This is a genomic window from Viridibacterium curvum, from assembly GCF_039544165.1.
Taxonomy (GTDB): Bacteria; Pseudomonadota; Gammaproteobacteria; order Burkholderiales; family Rhodocyclaceae; genus Viridibacterium; species Viridibacterium curvum.
This window is the reverse complement of sequence record NZ_BAABLD010000002.1, coordinates 374,497-392,623: the sequence shown is the minus strand read 5'-3', so window position 1 is coordinate 392,623 and position 18,127 is coordinate 374,497. Positions and strand designations below refer to the sequence as shown.

General features: G+C 63.3%; 18 protein-coding genes. 2 read left to right on the top strand and 16 right to left on the bottom strand.

Annotated elements, in window-relative coordinates:
- Positions 1-8: 8 nt before the first annotated feature.
- The 6 genes from flhB to purB form a co-directional block, all read right to left on the bottom strand.
- Positions 9-1,181 (bottom strand): flagellar biosynthesis protein FlhB, encoded by a 1,173-nt coding sequence (gene flhB / locus ABEA02_RS03030; RefSeq protein ID WP_345531350.1) that lies wholly within the window; start codon positions 1,179-1,181, stop codon positions 9-11.
- A 310-nt stretch (positions 1,182-1,491) separates the two neighbouring features.
- Positions 1,492-1,734: a hypothetical protein gene (locus tag ABEA02_RS03025; RefSeq protein ID WP_345531349.1), complete on the bottom strand. Its 243-nt coding sequence runs from the start codon at positions 1,732-1,734 to the stop codon at positions 1,492-1,494.
- Positions 1,735-1,962: 228 nt separating this feature from the next.
- Entirely contained in the window at positions 1,963-2,709 is a 747-nt protein-coding gene (locus ABEA02_RS03020; protein ID WP_345531348.1) for a PP2C family protein-serine/threonine phosphatase, read from the bottom strand.
- A gap of 150 nt (positions 2,710-2,859) precedes the next feature.
- Positions 2,860-3,246 (bottom strand): MAPEG family protein, encoded by a 387-nt coding sequence (locus ABEA02_RS03015; RefSeq protein ID WP_345531346.1) that lies wholly within the window; start codon positions 3,244-3,246, stop codon positions 2,860-2,862.
- 34 nt (positions 3,247-3,280) lie between these two features.
- Positions 3,281-4,075 carry a glutamate racemase gene (murI, locus tag ABEA02_RS03010; RefSeq protein ID WP_345531345.1) on the bottom strand — a complete coding sequence of 265 codons (795 nt, stop codon included), beginning with the start codon at positions 4,073-4,075 and terminating at the stop codon, positions 3,281-3,283.
- A gap of 18 nt (positions 4,076-4,093) precedes the next feature.
- The gene (gene purB / locus ABEA02_RS03005; protein ID WP_345531344.1) at positions 4,094-5,464 is read right to left on the bottom strand and encodes an adenylosuccinate lyase; all 1,371 of its coding nucleotides are present in this window, start codon (positions 5,462-5,464) and stop codon (positions 4,094-4,096) included.
- A 130-nt stretch (positions 5,465-5,594) separates the two neighbouring features.
- Here purB and ABEA02_RS03000 point away from each other — a divergent pair, with 130 nt between their 5' ends.
- Entirely contained in the window at positions 5,595-5,888 is a 294-nt protein-coding gene (locus ABEA02_RS03000; RefSeq protein WP_345531343.1) for a DUF3144 domain-containing protein, read from the top strand.
- Here the strand turns inward: ABEA02_RS03000 and ABEA02_RS02995 are convergent, their stop codons facing one another.
- The 10 genes from ABEA02_RS02995 to ABEA02_RS02950 form a co-directional block, all read right to left on the bottom strand.
- Positions 5,889-7,016 (bottom strand): glycosyltransferase, encoded by a 1,128-nt coding sequence (locus ABEA02_RS02995; RefSeq protein ID WP_345531342.1) that lies wholly within the window; start codon positions 7,014-7,016, stop codon positions 5,889-5,891.
- A 10-nt stretch (positions 7,017-7,026) separates the two neighbouring features.
- Complete coding sequence (locus tag ABEA02_RS02990) at positions 7,027-8,082, bottom strand: glycosyltransferase family 4 protein (RefSeq protein WP_345531341.1); 1,056 nt, start codon at positions 8,080-8,082, stop codon at positions 7,027-7,029.
- Positions 8,082-9,194 carry a glycosyltransferase family 4 protein gene (locus tag ABEA02_RS02985; RefSeq protein ID WP_345531340.1) on the bottom strand — a complete coding sequence of 371 codons (1,113 nt, stop codon included), beginning with the start codon at positions 9,192-9,194 and terminating at the stop codon, positions 8,082-8,084. Before ABEA02_RS02985 ends, ABEA02_RS02990 begins: the two co-directional genes overlap by 1 nt.
- Positions 9,191-10,606: a lipopolysaccharide biosynthesis protein gene (locus ABEA02_RS02980; protein ID WP_345531339.1), complete on the bottom strand. Its 1,416-nt coding sequence runs from the start codon at positions 10,604-10,606 to the stop codon at positions 9,191-9,193. Before ABEA02_RS02980 ends, ABEA02_RS02985 begins: the two co-directional genes overlap by 4 nt.
- Positions 10,603-11,709, bottom strand: coding sequence for a glycosyltransferase (locus ABEA02_RS02975; protein ID WP_345531337.1), 1,107 nt, complete (start codon positions 11,707-11,709; stop codon positions 10,603-10,605). The genes ABEA02_RS02980 and ABEA02_RS02975 overlap by 4 nt, the downstream gene beginning before the upstream one ends.
- Positions 11,709-12,629: an FkbM family methyltransferase gene (locus tag ABEA02_RS02970; protein WP_345531336.1), complete on the bottom strand. Its 921-nt coding sequence runs from the start codon at positions 12,627-12,629 to the stop codon at positions 11,709-11,711. Before ABEA02_RS02970 ends, ABEA02_RS02975 begins: the two co-directional genes overlap by 1 nt.
- Before the next feature lie 511 nt (positions 12,630-13,140).
- A complete protein-coding gene (locus ABEA02_RS02965) occupies positions 13,141-13,605 on the bottom strand; it encodes an REP-associated tyrosine transposase (RefSeq protein ID WP_345531335.1) in 465 nt (154 codons plus the stop codon).
- A gap of 280 nt (positions 13,606-13,885) precedes the next feature.
- Positions 13,886-15,604 (bottom strand): PglL family O-oligosaccharyltransferase, encoded by a 1,719-nt coding sequence (locus tag ABEA02_RS02960; protein ID WP_345531334.1) that lies wholly within the window; start codon positions 15,602-15,604, stop codon positions 13,886-13,888.
- 218 nt (positions 15,605-15,822) lie between these two features.
- Complete coding sequence (locus ABEA02_RS02955) at positions 15,823-16,314, bottom strand: pilin (protein ID WP_345531333.1); 492 nt, start codon at positions 16,312-16,314, stop codon at positions 15,823-15,825.
- A gap of 121 nt (positions 16,315-16,435) precedes the next feature.
- A complete protein-coding gene (locus ABEA02_RS02950; RefSeq protein ID WP_345531332.1) occupies positions 16,436-16,927 on the bottom strand; it encodes a pilin in 492 nt (163 codons plus the stop codon).
- Positions 16,928-17,203: 276 nt separating this feature from the next.
- On the opposite strand from ABEA02_RS02950, the gene ABEA02_RS02945 reads away from it, so the two are divergent.
- Positions 17,204-17,731 carry a glycine cleavage system transcriptional repressor gene (locus ABEA02_RS02945; protein WP_345531330.1) on the top strand — a complete coding sequence of 176 codons (528 nt, stop codon included), beginning with the start codon at positions 17,204-17,206 and terminating at the stop codon, positions 17,729-17,731.
- Positions 17,732-18,127 lie beyond the last annotated feature (396 nt).

Below are 18,127 nucleotides of genomic sequence, written 5' to 3'. Positions count from 1 at the left end.
CTGGTTTCTCAGCGAGCGACAAGCCCGGCGCCCTCGTCATCAATGCGCCCCTCAAAAGGGTCCATGCCAGCGGGTACGGCAATCGCGTTCGGCGCCTGTGGAGGCAAACCCTTGCCGACCAGGAATTCATTGAGCTGGTAGACGTAGGCCATCACCTCGGCCACCGCGGTGTAGAGCGCGGTGGGGATCTGCTCGTCAACCTTTGCGTGGTGAAACAGCGCACGCGCCAGCGGTGGTGCTTCAAGCATGGGGACGGCATGCCTGGCAGCGAGGTCGCGGATCGCCTTGGCAACGAGGTCAGCACCTTTGGCCACCACGGTCGGTGCGCCCATGCGGCCGGCGTCGTACTTCAGCGCCACGGCGAAGTGCGTCGGGTTGGTCACCACCACGTCGGCCTTGGGCACGGCATCCATCATGCGGCGGCGGGCCATCTCGTTCTGGCGCTGGCGGATCTTGCCCTTTACCTGCGGATCGCCTTCGCTCTCCTTGTTCTCCTGCTTCACGTCTGCCTTGCTCATGCGCAGCTCTTTGAAGTAATGCCATACCTGGTACGGCACATCGATGGCTGCGATCAGGGCCAACGAGGCGCTAAGGGCCAGCGATGCCAGCACCAGCATCTGCATGAACGTGATGAGGCCGGAATGCAGCGGCATGCTCATCAGCATGAGGATTTCGACGCGCTGTTTCCACACGATGGCGCCGGCGATACCCAGGATGCATGCCGCCTTGACCGTGCCCTTGACGAGTTCGATGAGGCCGTTGACCGAGAAGAAACGACGCATGCCACTGATGGGGTCCATGCGGGTCAGGTCGAACTGGAAAGACTTGCTGCTGATGACCACGCCACCGAGCAACATGTGCGAGACCACCCCCACCACCACAACGACAACGAGGATGGGCGCCAGCGCCAGCAAGCCATCCGCGCTGAGGCTGAGCATCGTGCTGGTCATGATGTCGCTGGAGAACGCGGCCTGATGGTCGAAGCTCAGCCCGTGTCGCATCACGCTGCTCAAGCGCTCATAGATCCAGCCCGAGCTGGTCCAGATGGAGAGCACACCGGCGACGAGGACGAGAAAAGACGACAGCTCGCGCGAACGGGGCACCTTGCCCTCTTCGCGCGCTTGCTCCAGCTTCCTGCCTGACGCTGGTTCTGTTTTTTCGAGATCGCTGTCTTCAGCCATGGTCGGAAGCTCAAGAAAATCACCGTGCCGCCCCAAGATTTTCCTGGCCCCCTCGGGGGGCGGCCTGACGCCGAAGGATCAAGCCGGGAGCACAGGAAAATCCACCTGTGGAGTGAAGGGCATTATTTGCCGGGGCGGCAAGTTCGACCGTGGGGAAAAAATGCGGAAAGGCCAGCCTATTCGGACTGGCATTACGCGGGACACGCTTTGTGACAGCCTTGTAACGCGATCAGCAGGTCTGCCGGAGACGCGAGACCACAAATGAAAACGGCCTGCCGAAGCAAGCCGTCAGGTTTTCATGTGCGCGCGATCAGCTCAGGTGTGCGGGCGGTTCCGAGGCGTCGAGCAAGGCGCTGTAGCAGCGCTGCAGGTCGGCGTCGCTGGCCGGGTCGACCAGATCAGCCTTGTTGATTGCGGAGACGGTAGCCTGGACACGCGCGGCAGCAAAAGCGCCTTCATTACCCGCGCGAGCAGCGTCGAACAACGCATTGAGGGCCAGCAGCCGGGTCAGCTGGCTTTGTGCTTCGAGTGAATGTGTGTGCGAACGACCCATCTGAAACACCTCTTGTAGTGAATGCGTCATCGACCCCGGGACTTCTTGTCGTAGCGCTCAAAACGCTGAAAATCAAGAAAAGAACCGCCTCTTGCGAGGCGGTTTCAAGGAGAGAGTCGATGCGTGGAAGTCAATCCACAAGAATCTTTACGTCGGTGCTGCCAGAAACTTTAGCGATTTCGGCAAATATTTTCGGGCGCAATCCAAGGCATTGAATCGTAAAGGCTTTCAGACGGGAACAACCTTGACGATGGCCATCGAGAGGTTGTCTCCGCCACCTTCAGCCCGTGCACGGGCGAGATCGAGCAGCTGGCGCGCAGCAGTGCGGGCGTCGTTTTCAAAGAGGATGCGGCCCATTTCCTCGTCGCTGAAGTAAGCCCAGAGGCCATCGGAACACAGGATGAACGCGTCCCCCGCCTGCAGAGCGGTTGTGCCGCCGACCTCGATCTTGGGCGGCGCCTCGGCACCGAGGCAGGACAGCAGCAGGTTGCGCTGGGGGTGCACCTCGGCTTGTTCAGGCGTAATACGGCCGGCACGCAGTAGCTCTTCGACCAGGGAATGATCCGGCGTGCGGGCGACCAGCGCCCCGTTACGGAAGTGATAGAGGCGAGAGTCGCCACAGTGTGCCCAGTCGGCATGGCCGGGGCGCAGCATCATGACAACGGCGGTGCTGTGCGGATCGGCCTCACTGGTAAAGCGCGTGAGCTTGATGACGGCATGCGCGTCGTCGATGACCTCCCTGAGGAATTCGACGGGCGACTCGCTGGACGGCGCATAGGCCGAAAAATTCTGTTTGGCCTTGAGAACGACCTGCTCGGCGGCGATGGCGCCCCCGGAGTGCCCCCCCATGCCATCGGCCAGCACCGCGATCATGCATCCGGGGCGGCTGGGATGGGGGAACATGCCTACACGGTCTTGTTGCTCGGAGCGGTCTCCGATGTGCATTGCCGCGCAGGTATCGATACTGATGGCCATTGGTTGCCTTCAAAGATTGAAACGGGATCGGGCGTGGCTTGCAAATTTCGCAAGTTTAACGGTCTTGCCCGATTCAAACGCCTGCGCCACCCCAAGGCAGCGTGACGAAACTCACACCAATCTATCGGCCGGAACGGCCTTCACCTTGACCTAAAGCACCCTTGCTATCAGGTGCAGCGGGGCATAGACCGCGAGAAGCCACACGACACTGCGCGCTGTGGCCAGGTTGGCAATGTAGAGCGCTCCGTAAATCACCCGAGCGACCACGAACCACCAGCTCCAGAACACGATATCCGCCTCGGGCACGCCACCGTGCAAGGCCGCGACCAGACCCGCAATGAAGATGGCGAGCGCCTCCCAGCTGTTGGCCTGAGCCGCCTGCGCGCGCGCCGGCCAGCCCGAGAGACCCGCCAGCCATGTGCGTGGATCGCTGTTGTCATAGCGGCGGCCGCCGCTGGCGCCACTGGCTTTGGCTGCAGCCGCGAAAAGGTAGGGCATGAAACAGGTGATCAGCAGGCACAACCAGATCTGGTTCATCGATCAGTTCTCCGACAGGTGATTCATTGAGGATTCACGCAAACGCCGAGAAGCGGGCGTCTGCGCTCCAAAGGCTCTGCAGGGTACGGTTCATGCGGCTGGCATCGCCCGTGACAATGAACTCGGGAGGGCGGCCGCCCTCCTCCGCGCTTCGCGAACCGAATTCGATCAGTTTGCGTTCCAGCTGCGCCGCGACGGCAGCGCCGGTGTCGATGAGCCGTACTTCCGGCCCGGCAATGCCCTGCACCTGTTCGCGCAGGAAGACATAGTGCGTGCAACCCAGCACCAGCACGTCGGCACCATCATCAAGCAGCGGCTGCATGTAGCTGCGCAAAAGGGCCAGCGTCGCGGGCGTATCAAGCTCGCCGCGCTCCACGCACTCCATGAGTCCCGGGCAAGGCTGGGTCAGCACCGTGACCTCCTGGCCAAAGGTGTCGAGCAAAGCCGCGAAGCGTGAGCTTGCCAGCGTGCCCACGGTCGCCAGCACGCCGACCACGCCACTGCGTGTCGCGGCGGTGGCGGGTTTGACGGCTGGCTCCATGCCAATCACGGGAAGGCCCGGGTGGCGTTCGCGCAGCATGGTCGCCGCCGCAGCGGTGGCGGTGTTACAGGCCACGACGATGGCCTTGCAATCGCGTGAAGCCAGGTAATCGGTGATGACGCGGGAGCGCTCGCGGATGTCTTCCGGCGAGCGCGAGCCATAGGGCGCAAAACCGGAGTCAGCAAAGTAGATCAGCGACTCATGGGGCAAGCGGCGACGGATCTCATGCAGCACGGACAAGCCGCCGACACCGGAGTCGAATACGCCGATGGGCCGCGTGTCCATCATGCGTGGCGTCAGTCCGCGTCAGATCTTCTTGGCCAGCTTGGCCGCTTCGCCAATGTAGCTGGCGGGCGTCATGGCCAGCAGACGCGATTTTTCCGCTTCGGGAATGGCGAGCCTGGCGATGAAGGCCTGCAGCGCTTCCTTGGTGATGCCTGTGCCGCGCGTCAGCTCCTTGAGCTGCTCGTAAGGCTTGGGGATGCCGTAGCGACGCATGACTGTCTGGATCGGCTCGGCGAGCACTTCCCAGGCATCGTTCAGGTCTGCTGCCAGCGCAGCCGGGTTGCATTCGAGCTTGCCGAGACCACGCAGACAGGAGTCCAGGCCCAGCAAAGCGTGGCCGAAGCCAACGCCCATATTGCGCAGGACCGTCGAGTCGGTGAGGTCACGCTGCATGCGCGAGATCGGCAGCTTCTCGCTGAAGTGACGCAGCACGCTGTTGGCGACACCGAAGTTGCCTTCTGCGTTTTCGAAGTCGATCGGGTTCACCTTGTGCGGCATCGTCGAGCTGCCGACTTCGCCTGCCTTGAGCTTCTGCTTGAAGAAGCCCAGCGAGATGTACATCCAGATATCGCGACAGGCATCGATGAGCATGGTATCGAGGCGGGCGAGCGCATCGAACAGCTCGGCCATGCTGTCATGCGGCTCGATCTGGATGGTGTAGGGATTGAAGGTCAGGCCCAGTGATTCGATGAAGCGCTGGTTGAAGGCAGCCCAGTCGAGTTCCGGGTAAGCCGAGAGGTGCGCGTTGTAGTTGCCGACGGCACCGTTGAACTTGGCCGTCATCTCGACACCGGCGATGGCCTTGCGCGCACGGCGCAGGCGATAGGCGATGTTGGCCATCTCCTTGCCGACCGTGGTCGGGCTGGCCGGCTGGCCGTGGGTGCGGCTCAGCATGGGCACTTCGGCGAGGTCGTGCGCAAGTTCGACGAAACGGGTAATGACCTTGTCGATGGTCGGCAACAGCGCCTGGTCACGGGCTTCCTGCAGCATCAGGGCGTGCGAGGTGTTGTTGATGTCTTCCGAAGTGCAGGCGAAGTGGATGAATTCGGACGCAGCGGCGACTTCGGCGTTGTTCGCGAAGCGCTCCTTGAGCCAGTACTCCATGGCCTTCACATCGTGGTTGGTGGTCGCTTCGATGGCCTTGATTGCATCGCCATCGGCCACCGAGAAATTCGCAACCACGGCGTCCAGTTCGGCAATAGTGACGGCCGAAAAGGGCTTCACTTCGGGGATGTCGCTCGACGCAGCAAGCGCCTTCAACCACTCAACCTCGACGCGTACCCGGTTGCGGATGAGTCCGAACTCGGAGAAATGGGGACGCAGGGATTCGACCTTGCCGGCGTAGCGACCATCGAGCGGAGAGAGAGCGGTGAGCGTATTCAGTGAGGACATGGGAAATTGCGCGAAAACTGCGGGAACGGTGAAAGGCGGATTATAACTGGCGGCGTGCTGCACTGCCCGCTGACCGGAATGCCCGGGCGGCTACAATCCGCGCCGGAGACAAACCACAGGAGAAAACAGAATGTCCCAGATTCCCGTCGATCCCGCCTTCTACGACCGGGCCAACGACTACATCCACCTCGCCAACAAGCAATGCGATGGCAAGACCAACATCATGCTGGTCAATGGTTCCTTCATGTTCGCCCTGTCCCGCTTTTCGGCCTGGTGCACGGCGATTGATCGCGCCTCGGGCCAGGCCATGAAAGACAACAGCAAGGCTGATATCGACAACATGGTCAATCAGTTCCGCCAGATGCTCGAAGAACACCACGCAGAACACGCCGACAACTTCGACAAGCTGATGAAGCAGACCTGATCAGCTTTGGCGGAGACCGCGGTACAACCGCAGGTATTCGTCCGCCACGACATCGATCGACAGGGTCGAGGCAACCCGCGCACGGGCTGCCTCACCGCGCGCAATCCGCTCCGATTCCGGCGCAGTTGCCGCAGCAGTCATACCGGCAGCCAGACGCTCGACATCACCGGGCGCCACGATCCAGCCCGTCTCCCCCACCATCCACGCCGCATCGCCCACGTCGGTCACGACGCAAGGCACGCTGCAGCTCATGGCCTCGGCCACGACATTGGGCAGCCCTTCGGACAGGGAGCTCAGCACCAGGGCATCGAGCGCCGTCATCAGCGCCGGGATATCGTCGCGCGCGCCCAGCAGTTGTACCCGTCCATGCAGAGCCGGGTGAGCGACCAGCGGATCCAGCCCGGCATTGCCCGGCGACAAACCATCGCCAACCATCACGAACTGCGCCTGCGGCAGTCGCGACGCTACGATGGCCGCCGCGCGCAGGAAAGCTGCCTGATTCTTGACCGGGTGATAGCGCCCGACACAACCGAACACCAGGTCTCCGTCACCAAAGCCGAGGGCGGTCCGCTGCTGCCGTCGCACGGAAGCGTCAGGCGTGAAGCGCGCGAGATCAAAGCCGTTGGGCAGCACGCAGGCCTTGTCCGCAGCGTAGCCACGCGCCACGTGCTGCCTCACAGCGCTTTCTGCCACATAGATGACGCGGGCCATGCGGCGCGACAGGCGTGCATCCAGCCCGATGACGGCCCGCGTGGTCCATGGGTCCAGCTCGGGACGGCCCAGCGTCTGATGGATCGCCCCCAGCACGCTGGCTTGCGGCGCAAACCAGGCTGCGGCGTGTGCGGCGATGTTGCCGTGATACATCCAGCCTTGAATGACGTCAGGCTGGACCTCGCGCACCAGCCGTCGTAACCGCAACAGGCCACGCAACGACGGCAGCGGCGGACGCATCCCCAGCGCGTGCACCGCATGGCCGGCCTGCGCCATGCGCTCACCCACCACACCACGTTCGCGCAGCGACGCCACAACGCAGTGCGCACCACGCGCCTGCAGCGCAGGGACGAGGCGTTCGAGCGCCGTCTCGGCACCGCCGAGTCCGAGGCCGCTGGCGAGGAACAGTACTTTCACTGCGTCACCCTCACACATTCTCCTTGCTACGTCGCAAAGCCAGCCAGCTGCGACGGAACCAGACCATGTGCAACACGGCGGCCAGCAGCAGCACGCCCAACAGGCGCCCTTCCGCCACCCCGGCGCGCCAGGCCACGCAGGTGAGCACCGTGACAAGGGCCGAAGCGATCCAGATGAGGCGTACCGCACCAACAGCCGACAGGCCCAGGCCGAGCAGAAGGTGGTGCGAATGACCACGGTCCGCCTGCATGGGATTGCGCCCTTCTGCCAGTCTCCAGAACGCCACCACCACCATGTCGATCAAGGGCACGGCCAAGGGTGCCAGCGCTACCGTCACCGGCACACGCGTGCCACCCGGCGTCAGCGAGAGGCGGAACATCAACCAGCACAGGACAAGCCCGACACCCAGCGCACCGGCATCGCCGAGGAACAGGCGTGCACGCTGCTGCCAGGGCAGGCGCGCATTCCACAGCAGGAAGCCCGCCAGCGCCGCACACAGGGCCAGTGCCGAGACGCCGAGATCAGCACGCCCCACCACCCACGCAGCGTAAGCAATGCCCAGCGCTGCGATGGCAAGGCAGCCACCGGCAAGGCCGTCGAGCCCGTCGATCATGTTGATCGCATTGAGCAGCGCCACCACCAGCAGCACCGTCAATGGCGTCGCCAGCGGTCCGAGCACCCAGTGACCGTAAGCAAAGGGCATCGGCAGGGCGTACAGGCTGGCGCCCGTCAGCTCGACCAGCCACCAGGCACACAGCACCTGGGCCAGCAACTTGACGAGGGCACGCATGCCACGCAGGTCGTCGACGAGACCCACGAGGAACAGGCTCAGCGACGGCAACAGCACCTCGAGCGGCCAGGCCTGCCCGCACAACAAGGCGGCCAGCAGGAGCCCGACGAAAATGCCCAGCCCACCCACCACGGGTACGGCAGCCGCGTGCTGTTTGCGCTCGTCGGGCAGATCGAGCAGGCGCAGCTGTGGCGCGATGCGTGCGAGCTCTGCAAAGCCCCAGCACGCAACGGCAGTGAGCAGGAATGCGAGCAGCAGATAGCTTGCCTGTGCCATCAATGCGCGGCCCCGTAGATCTCGAACATGCGTGCATTCACGCGCTGATCCGAAAAATCCTCTTCAACATGCTGCCGTGCCGCCCGCCCCATCCGCTCGCGCAAGGACGCGTCACGCAGCAGCTTCAGCAAAGCCTCGGCCAATGCCACGGCGTCGCCAGGTGGCACCAGGAAGCCCGTCTCGCCATCCACCACCAGCTCCCGGCACCCCGGTACGTCCGTCGCCACGAGCGGTTTGCCACAGGCCGCCGCTTCCAGCAGCGCGCGCGGAATGCCTTCGCCCTGAGTGCTGGCAAGCACGGCGACGCTGCACGCCTGGTTCAGCGCCAGCGCATCGCTGCGGTGACCGAGGAAGTCGACGACGCCTTCGGCCTTCCAGGCGGCGAGTTCAGCGTCCGTCACGCTCTCCGGGTTGCCCGCATCAGGCGAGCCGGCCAGCGCGAAGCGCACCCCTGGCAGTTCAGTCTTCAGCCGCCGCGCTGCGGCGACGAATTCCGCAATCCCCTTGGAGTGCAGCAGGCGCGCCATCATCAACACGCGCAACTCCTTGCCTGACTCACCTGTCGGCACGAACACCCCGGTATCGATGCCATCCCCGGCCACAACATGCACACGGCTATTGGCCAGCACACCATGAGACTCCAGCGTGCGACGGTTGTCGAAGTTCTGGAAGACCACATCTGTCTCACGCAAGGCAAGTCTGTAAAGCCCCAGCACCAGGGGGCGAATGCAACGCGCCTTGAACGTATCCGCCAGCAGCGCAAAGCCCAGCCCTGTCACCGAGTTGACGATGCGCGGCACACCCGCCAAGCGTGCCGCGAAGGATCCATAGATCACGCACTTGATGGTGAAGTGGTGCACAAGATCGGGCTTCACGGCGCGATAGAGCTGGTGGATGCGGGCCACGGCACGCAGCTCTGCCACAGGATTCACACCGCTGCGCGACACCGGCAACGGCTCCCAGCGGAAGCCCAGCTCCCGCAGGCGCGAACCGTACTCCCCCGGCGGGCTGAGCAGGATCACTTCGTCTCCCCGCTCGCGCAGCGCCTTGGCCAAAGCCAGCTTGAAGTTGAAGAGGAACCAGTCGGTATTGGCGAACAACACGACCTTCATCGCGCCCCCCGCCAGACCGCCAGCAAGCGACCGCGTATGCCGTCCAGATCGCAAGCCAGCAGCACCAGGCCGTAGGTCAATGCGCCCGCCATAATGCGCAAGGCCAGCGAGACCACTCCGCCGCCCGCAGGCCAGTACAACAGCACAGCCACCATCGCGGCGCAGCCCGCGACGACAATGCACGCGGCACGCAGATCAATGCGCAAACGCAATACCCCCCGCCCGGCGACGATGCTGTACAGGATGCCCGTCAGCTGTCCGGACAGCAGCCCCAAGGCCGCCGCCAACACCCCCAGGCGACCAACCGTACCGAACATGACCAGCAAGGCCACACCTGCTGACAGCGCGATGCCGACAGCCTGCCTCCAGACACGCTCGGCCAGCAGGATGCGCACGTCAAAGAAAAAGTTCTTGCTGACGGACAGACAAGCCGCCAACACCAGCATCACCGGCAATGCCGCCGGCAAGCCCACGTATTCGCCACCGAAGAGCACCGCCGCAATCCCCTGCAGGGTACACGCCAACCCCAATCCGGCCGGCAGCAGGAAAGCCAGCCCCATCAAGGCATAACGCGACATCAGCCGCTCAGCCTCATCACGATCACCCGCGCCCCAGGCCTGCACAACGCGGGGATACCAGGCCGAGCTCAGGCCACTGCTCAGCAACATCAAGGCTTGTGTGGTGAGGTCGGCCAACGCGCTGTAGCGCCCGACATCGGCCATCTCGACGTTGTGGGCCAGCACGTAGCGATCGCCCCACTGCAAGAGGTAGGTCAGCGCACAGCTGCCCACCAGAGGCAGGGCGAATGCCGAAATGCGCGGCAGCAGCTTGGGGTCGAATTCCGCGGCATCGAGACTGCTGACGCTGTTGCTCAGCAGCACACCCAGCATGCTCGCCAGCGCCATGCCCATCAGCACACCCAGCACGCCACCGCCAGCATGCAACGCGGTGATGCCCAGCCCGCAAATCCCCACTGCACGCCATAGCAGCAGCTTGCCGTAGCGCGCGGGCTGCAGCGCCGAGGTGGCAGTCTGCGCCGCGTAGTCGACGGCCCCTTGCGACGCAGCGAACACCGCTGCAGCAGGCAGCACCCACTTCGGCAACCAGCTCAGGCCCAGCAATTCGACCACCAGCGCCAGCAGCAGGCAGAAAGCGCCGGCCAGCCATACGATGCCGGCCGTTGTGGCCAGCAAGGGGCGCCGCAGCTCTGCCTCGCCATACAGCCGCGCCAGTGTGCTGTTGAGGGGGATGATCAAAAGGTTTGAAGCCAGCGCAGCTGCGGCAATGCCCAGTGCGAAGTGCCCGTACCGTTCGGGACCCAGCCCCCGCACGAACAGCGACAACGCCAGCATGCCGAGCATGCCGGCCGCAGCGCGTACAAAAAGGTAGCTCACCGAGGCGCGCAAACTCATGCCGAAGCTCCTTGCATCTGCCCGGCGAGGGCCAACCAGCGCGGTGCGATGACGCTCACATCAAACTGCTGGACGCGCAGGCGCATCGCCTCACCCAGCGCGGCGCGCGCGGACTCGGGCATGGCAAGCATGCGCAGCATGGCCGCGCGCAACGCCATCACATCTTCACTCGGCACCAGCCAGTCGGCAAACCCTTCGCCGAGGATCTCCGCCGGGCCATGCGGGCAACGCGTCGCGACAACCGGGCAGGCCTGCCCCATCGCCTCCATCAACACGTTGGACCAGCCTTCGAAACGCGAAGCCGACACCAGCGCCAGTGCATTGGCGTAGAACGGCGACGGATCTCGCACCCAACCCGGCAACAGGACTTCGCCCTGCACGTTGCGCCGAGCAATCTCGGCCTCCAGCCAGGCACGCCCACCACCTTCCCCCACGATGACCAGCCGCGGCCGCCCGGCAGGCAATCCGGCCCAGGCATCGAGCAACAGATCGAGACCCTTTGTGTGCAAATCGAGTCGGCCAACCGCCAACAGGTAGCCAGGGCGCAGGCGCGCAGCGAGGGACTGTGACACGGGATCATCTACCGACGCAGACGAGAGGGGATTGGGAATGTTGGTGACACGTGCCGCCGGCAAGTGCAGCCCGGCCACCAACTCGTCACGCACCCCTGCGGACACCGCCACCACACGCCCTGGCAAGCGGTAAAGCAAGGCCAGCAGTGCTCGACGCCATGCAGGCAGCCAGCGCGGATTGTGGTGGATGCTGACGATGAGGCGCGACAGCTGCCCATCGAGCAAGCCGGCGAATATCGCGGGGAAGCCGGCTTCGTCCATGAAGGCCATCACCACGTCGGCACGCTGCGCCTTGCGCGCCTGGCGCAGGCATTGCACACGCCGCCACACATTGCGCAGCTTGCGCCACAGCCCGCTCTGCACGCCCAGGCCGGTGAATTGCACGGGCACGCCGAAGTCCAGCGACTCACCCGCCGCCTGCCAGGCAATCACACTCACTTCGTGCCCGTCACTCCAGGCGCGCGACAGCACAGCAGCCACCTGCTCGGCCCCGCCTCCGAACACGGTCGGGATGACCAGCAGAATGCGCATCAGGCTGCGCCCACCGGCTGCACAGCGCCGACTGGCAGCGCCAGCACCATCAGCCAGGGCTCGCCTTCGACGGGCTTGTCGACCGCACGCAGCGCAACCCGCTCGCCCTGCAGCAAGCGCCGCAGCCAGCCACCGACAGGACGACGCGCTGCGCTGACCGAGCTTTCGACGACGAAGAAGCGGTCGTACCCCCGCTCACGCAGGTACGCGAAGATCGCATCACCACCACCTTCGCCGGCCGCTTTCAGGCATTCGAAGATCACCAGTGGCTGATCGCGCCGCAGGCACTCACCCAGACCTTGCAAGGCCGAGAGTTCAGCACCTTCGACGTCCAGCTTGATCAGTGCGACGGGGCCTGCCGACAGTTCGGCCAGCACCTCGTCTCCACGCCGGATAGGGCATTCAATGGATTGACCATTGCGCTCGCCCGTCGGCCCGTCGGCAAAGGCAAAGCCCGAAGCGCCGAGATTGCCAGCGCGGTTCGACCAGAACTGCAAACTACCGTTGGCATTGCCGAAACCCATGGGCAACACCGTCACATCAGCGCCGCTCAGTGCCGCGTTGGCCCGCAGCACGTTCAAGGTGACCGGGTTGGGCTCCACCGACAGCACGCGCGGGAAGAAGCGCGAGAAGTACAACGAGTGATTGCCGATGTTGGCACCGACATCCAGTGCCACGCCCGTAGCGAACCGTGCATGGAAGGGCTGCAGGAAATGCTTGAAGAGCGGCTCCAGCAAAGCGCCTTCGTGGATACCCGCCAGCAGCATCTCGTCCGACACCTCGTCGCCCGGCACCACGACATGCATGGGCAAAGTTTGCGCATCACGCCCGGCAAGAACGAAACGCAGCAGCCGGCGGCTGATGGCAGCACGCAGGTAGGCAAGAGGAGAGCGATATTGAACCGAGCGAACCGGGGACATTGATAGGCAGGCCGATGAAGTGGCGCGAAGTATACCCACCCCACGCCCTGCTGTCGGCGCGGCAGCCCTCCGCCCCCATCGTCCGGCTGAAGCCGGACCCACCACCCCGCAGGTGCGACTTCAGTCGCACAAAGACCGCCCCCCGCCCCGTAGGTGCGACTTCAGTCGCACGCCCCCTCGCCCCAATTCCCGCCAGACGTTCAGCTGAAGCAAAGTCTATCAACCCATAGGTTCAACCTCTGTCCGGCTGAAGCCGGACCCACCACGCCGTAGGTGCGACTTCAGTCGCACAAAGACCGCCCCCCGCCCCGTAGGTGCGACTTCAGTCGCACGCCCCACGCCCCGACCCCCGCCAGACGTCTGGCTGAAGCCAGGTCTATCAACCCGTAGGTGCGACCTCTGTCCGGCTGAAGCCGGACCCACCACGCCGTAGGTGCGACTTCAGTCGCACAAAGACCGCCCCCCGCCCCGATCCCCGCCAGGCGTCCGGCTGAAGCCGGACCTCCCCCCTTCACCCCACAAGCGGATCCAGCCAAACCGCATCCCAATGCGGATACAAACCGATATCCGTCACCAGACCAGCACGCAACGGATTCGCTACCACGTAGCGCGCAATGGCCCGCAAATCCTCCTCCGCCCGCACCGCATGATCGTGATAGGCACTCTGCCACAGCGCCCCTGTACGTCCCTCAAGCAGATTCACGGCCCTGGCACTCGAACCCTTCAATCGCTGCATGACCCCTGCCAGTGAAGCCTCTTCACCCAGCACAAACAACCAATGCAGATGATCCGGCATCACCACCCAAGCCCGCGACTCGACCCAACCCTCGTCATGAAGCCCACGCATCACACGCACAACAGCCCGCGCCGCGAGCAAGGATTCGAACCGTGGCACACGCCCGGCGGTGACAGCGGTGACGAGATAAGCCCGGGACGCCTCCGAAACCCGCCCCCTGCGGAGCTGCGCATAACTCATCGCCCCCTCCCACCCCGTAGGTGCGACTTCAGTCGCACAAATCACAGCCTCGCTCCTGCCCCCGATGTCCGGCTAAAGCCGGACCCACCAACCCCGTAGGTGCGACTTCAGTCGCACAACCACCGCCTCAATTCCCACCAGGCGTCCGGCTGAAGCCGGACCTACAACCCTCTTCGTAGGTGCGACTTCAGTCGCACACCCATGCCCCGATTCCCCAAAAACCCCGGCTGAAGCCGGACCTACACCCGGCCCTACGCCCGCATCAACAACCCGTTCGGCATTACAGGCAACGCCCCTTGTCCGGCAAGGCCCAGTCCTTGCGCAGATACAGCTTCTGCGCGTATTCCACGAAGGGCTTGCTGTGGATCGGCGCAAAGGCTCCGCAGGCAATCTCGTTGATGCGATCCGCTTCCGCCTTGCGATCAGCCATCGTGTAAGCCGCCATGCAGGCCGTGAGCGTGTTGTACTGGACCTTGTGCGGCAGCATGCGGTCGCAGACTTCCACGATGGCAGGCAACCGGTCGGCGTCCGAGGTCCGCCAGGCCCGCAAACGCAGCACCGCTGCCTGCGGCGCGAGCAGGGAATGCGCGCCAATCGACGCGCCGACAGCATCCAGCCGCGCAGCCGTCGCCAAGTCTGGCGAGGTGTCGGCATTGAGCGTCTTGTAGGCCTGCTCCAGCCGACGATAGTCACCCCAGGTCGAACCCAGCACCACGGCACCCAAAGCCAGCGGCACGATCAGCCACAAGGCGTTGAATCGCAAGCTCGGTAACCGCTCGTCACCCGCATCGATCACCCCGATGGCGCACCCCAGCGGCACCAGGAAATAGACGTACCACAACGGGTACTCCACGAAACTGTGCGACGCCAGCACCGCCAGAATGCCCAGGCCCCACCAGCTCTCCAGCGTCGGCGTCTCGCGCCAGCGCCGCCACAGCCAGGCCAGCACCAGCAAGCCGGCGACGAAGATGAATACCAACCCCAATTCAGCCGCGAAGTGCAGCACCGTGTTGTGGGCGTTCTCGCCGATACGCACCCAGTTTTCAGGCGGCAGGCCAATGCTCGCCAGCGCGGTCTGCCAGGCAAACATGCCTGGTCCAACACCGGTGAATGGATGTTCGAGCGCCGTGCGCGCAGCAACGATCCAGTCGAACATCCGCTGGCCGTTGGAACCGCTCTCCCCCACCCGGTCGATTGCCGACGTCACACCCAGCGCGGCCTGCGCATTGCCATAAGCCAGCCAGATCTGGGTCGCCACACTCAGCAAGGTCAGCACCGCCAAACCCGACCAGACCTTGCGGCGCTCGGCAGACGGCATATGGCGAACATAGAGAGCGCCCAGCACCGGCACCAGCGCGGTGTACAACCACACAGAGCGCGACACGGACAGCGCCGCAAACACATTGATCGCAACAGCCGACACCAAGGCCGGCAACGCCGGGAAAACACCACGCACCCACAGATAGGTCAGCGAGACCAGGCCCAGCCACAAAAGGTTGGCGTAATGGTTCTGCTGAGCAATGTTGCCGAAAGCCGAGTTCATCAGCTTGGCCATGATCACGCCGGGGTACGAGTACCCACTCAGCTGCAGAGCGCCCGCCAGACATTGCAAACAAGCACAAACGAGCATGCCCCAAGCACACCACTGCACCAGTTGCTCGCGCGACATGACATTCAGCGCTGCCGCAACAAGCACTGCAAGAACAATCGGCACGAGGAGATACAGCAGCACAGACGTCGCCGCGCCACCAGCCCCTGCCATCGCCCACGCAGCGACAACACCGGCCAGAACAGCCAGCATCGCGGTCATCGGCGACAACCGCCAACGTACAGGCCCAACCCAGGCCAGCATGGCGCCGACAGCCATCACGGCACACGCCGCAGCGAACTCGTTATAGAAGACCGTCTGGGGATAACGGTGCGAAGCCAGAATCGATGCACATTGCAACACCAGCCACAACAAGCAGATTAGCCAAACCAGCGGTGAAGAACTTTGCACAGCGACACGCCTCCTCCAGTGAGGGGCGCAGGGTGCCGTTTGCGAAATACGGCGTCAAGTGCACTGGCGGCGGAACCTTAGATCAACGGTATTGCTGGGTAGCGAACGCGTGACGTTGAAACAAGCACTTGCCCGTGCAGAAAGGTAGCGCATTGATTCTCGGCGCTCAAGGGCGAGAGTCCGAACAGATGCGCGGAGTGGCATCTGCATCGCTAGGCTCAACTGCAGCCAGTGGGTTTGTAGACTTGCGCGACCGTCGTAGCGCAAGACCAGCTTCCGGACGTCGCATCACGCTCCCAGGTCAGCGTCTGCCCAAGCACCAGAGATGACGCGCGATTGCCAAAGGTTGCGACGATCCGCAGCGGTGTTCCAGGAGCCGTAGCGAGATTCTGGATGTCTGGGTAACCGACGCCTGCGACAGGCAATCCGGACCCTGCGAACGGCGCATCCTGCATAAGATTCGAGCCGGTGTACTGCGGATCACAATCAGTGATTGCGACACCCAGAGTCAACTTGCCACTAGTAACACACTGCTCTAGCGCAGTCTTAAGCGTAGCTGTCTCGCTCATAACACGAGCCACTTGGGAACGGGCGGTGTAACTGCGATACGTATTGGTGCTAAGTGCGGCCAGTATGCCGATGATCGCGACCACTATCATCAACTCGATAAGAGTGAAGCCTTTGCTTGAACGAAAATATTCAGAAGACATGACTCCTCCGCACTCAAGGTCAGCACACTGAGGTTATAGAAAAGGGCACCCTTGGTGCCCTTTTCTGATCAAGGCCCGTGCGGCTCTAAACCGTACAGCCTTGAAACTTCCAACTACTAATTTAGATGCAACCGTTGGGCTTGAATTTAGCCGGCATAGCTGCACTGGTAGAACAGGTCCAAGCGCCCGTCGCATCAGCGCGTGTCCAAGTCAAGGTGTAGGGAGTGCCAGAGAGGATCGACGCAGCGCCATTCCCAAACGTCGCCACAATTGTGACGTCTGCACCGGCAGCCATCGGGTTAGTAATAGCAGGATAGCCAGCACCAGCAACTGCCGGAGCACCCCAAGTGCTAGCAGCCGTCATCAGAGTAGAAGCAGTAACTTGCGGGTCACAAGTCGTTGCAGCACCACCAATTGCAAGGGTAAGACGACCACCAGCGATGCAATCCTCGAGAGCCGTCTTGACGGCCGAAGTTTCACCCATGACACGCGAAACTTGGGAACGAGCAATGTAAGTCTGGTACTGCGGCAGCGCGATAGCGGCCAGGATGCCGATGATCGCCACAACGATCATCAGTTCGATCAGGGTAAAGCCCTTTTGCACTTGCTTCATGTTTGATTCTCCTGTGAATGGACGGATAGGAATCCGTGCGTATTCCTTGTAGCGAGCGGCATGCCAGATGCCAGCCCAGCCTCTGAAATCAGATTTAAACCATTTACAAACAATGCCTTAAGTAGATTGCGAGCCAACAACACCTGTCGCCATCCGGTGAATTGACGCGGGAAGCCTGCCGTTTTTCGTCACTCGTCGTCCGCAAGACGTCAACCGTCGCCATTCACGCTCCGGTAATCTTCGGGGCCCTGATTCTTGAAGTCGTACTCGAAATTCATGAGCCAACATCTCGTCCTCACAGCCATCGGTAATGACCGCCCCGGCCTTGTTGAAAGCCTTGCTGCGGTCATTTCGGCGCATCAAGGTAACTGGCTGGAGGCGTCAATGACCCATCTGGCCGGGAAGTTTGCGGGGCTGGTACGCGTTGACGTGCCTGCGGAGAGGGCCGACGCGTTGCTGGCGGCGCTTCGCATTTTCGAACCACTGCGGGTCGTTGTCGAAGTGGCAACACCGGGCGCGCCTGACAGTATCCGCCGCAGCCTCAGGCTCGATCTGGTCGGTCATGACCGCATCGGCATCGTGCGCGAAGTCACCCAGGTGCTGGCGCGCCACGCAGTGAATGTGGAATCGCTGGAGACGCGCACGTCCGCCGCACCAATGTCTGGGGAAACGCTGTTTCATGCGACGGCCCTGCTACTGGCCCCAACGGAACTGGGCATCGGCGATCTACAGAAAGACCTGGAAGCCATCTCGGCCGAGATGCAGGTTGATATTGCGCTGGGGCAGGAAGAAGACGCCTCGTAATCGCCTCACCGCCCGATAGCCACCTTGGTGACCGGTTAAAACCAGCCCTGCAGGCGCGCACGAGTCGCCGTAGGTGCGGTTTCAACCGCACAACCCACGCCCCAATTGCCGCCATGCGTTCGGCTGAAGCCGGACCTACTACAACTCTCCCTCCGCCTGAACCCAGCCCCACCACCGTGTAGGTGCGGTTTCAACCGCACAACCCACGCCCCAATTGCCGCCATGCGTCCGGCTGAAGCCGGACCTACGACCACTCTCCCTCCGCCTGAACCCAGCCCCACCGCCCCGTAGGTGCGGTTTCAACCACACAACCCACGCCCCAATTGCCGTCATGCGTCCGGCTGAAGCCGGACCTACGACCACTCTCCCTCCGCCTGACCCCAGCCCCACCGCCCT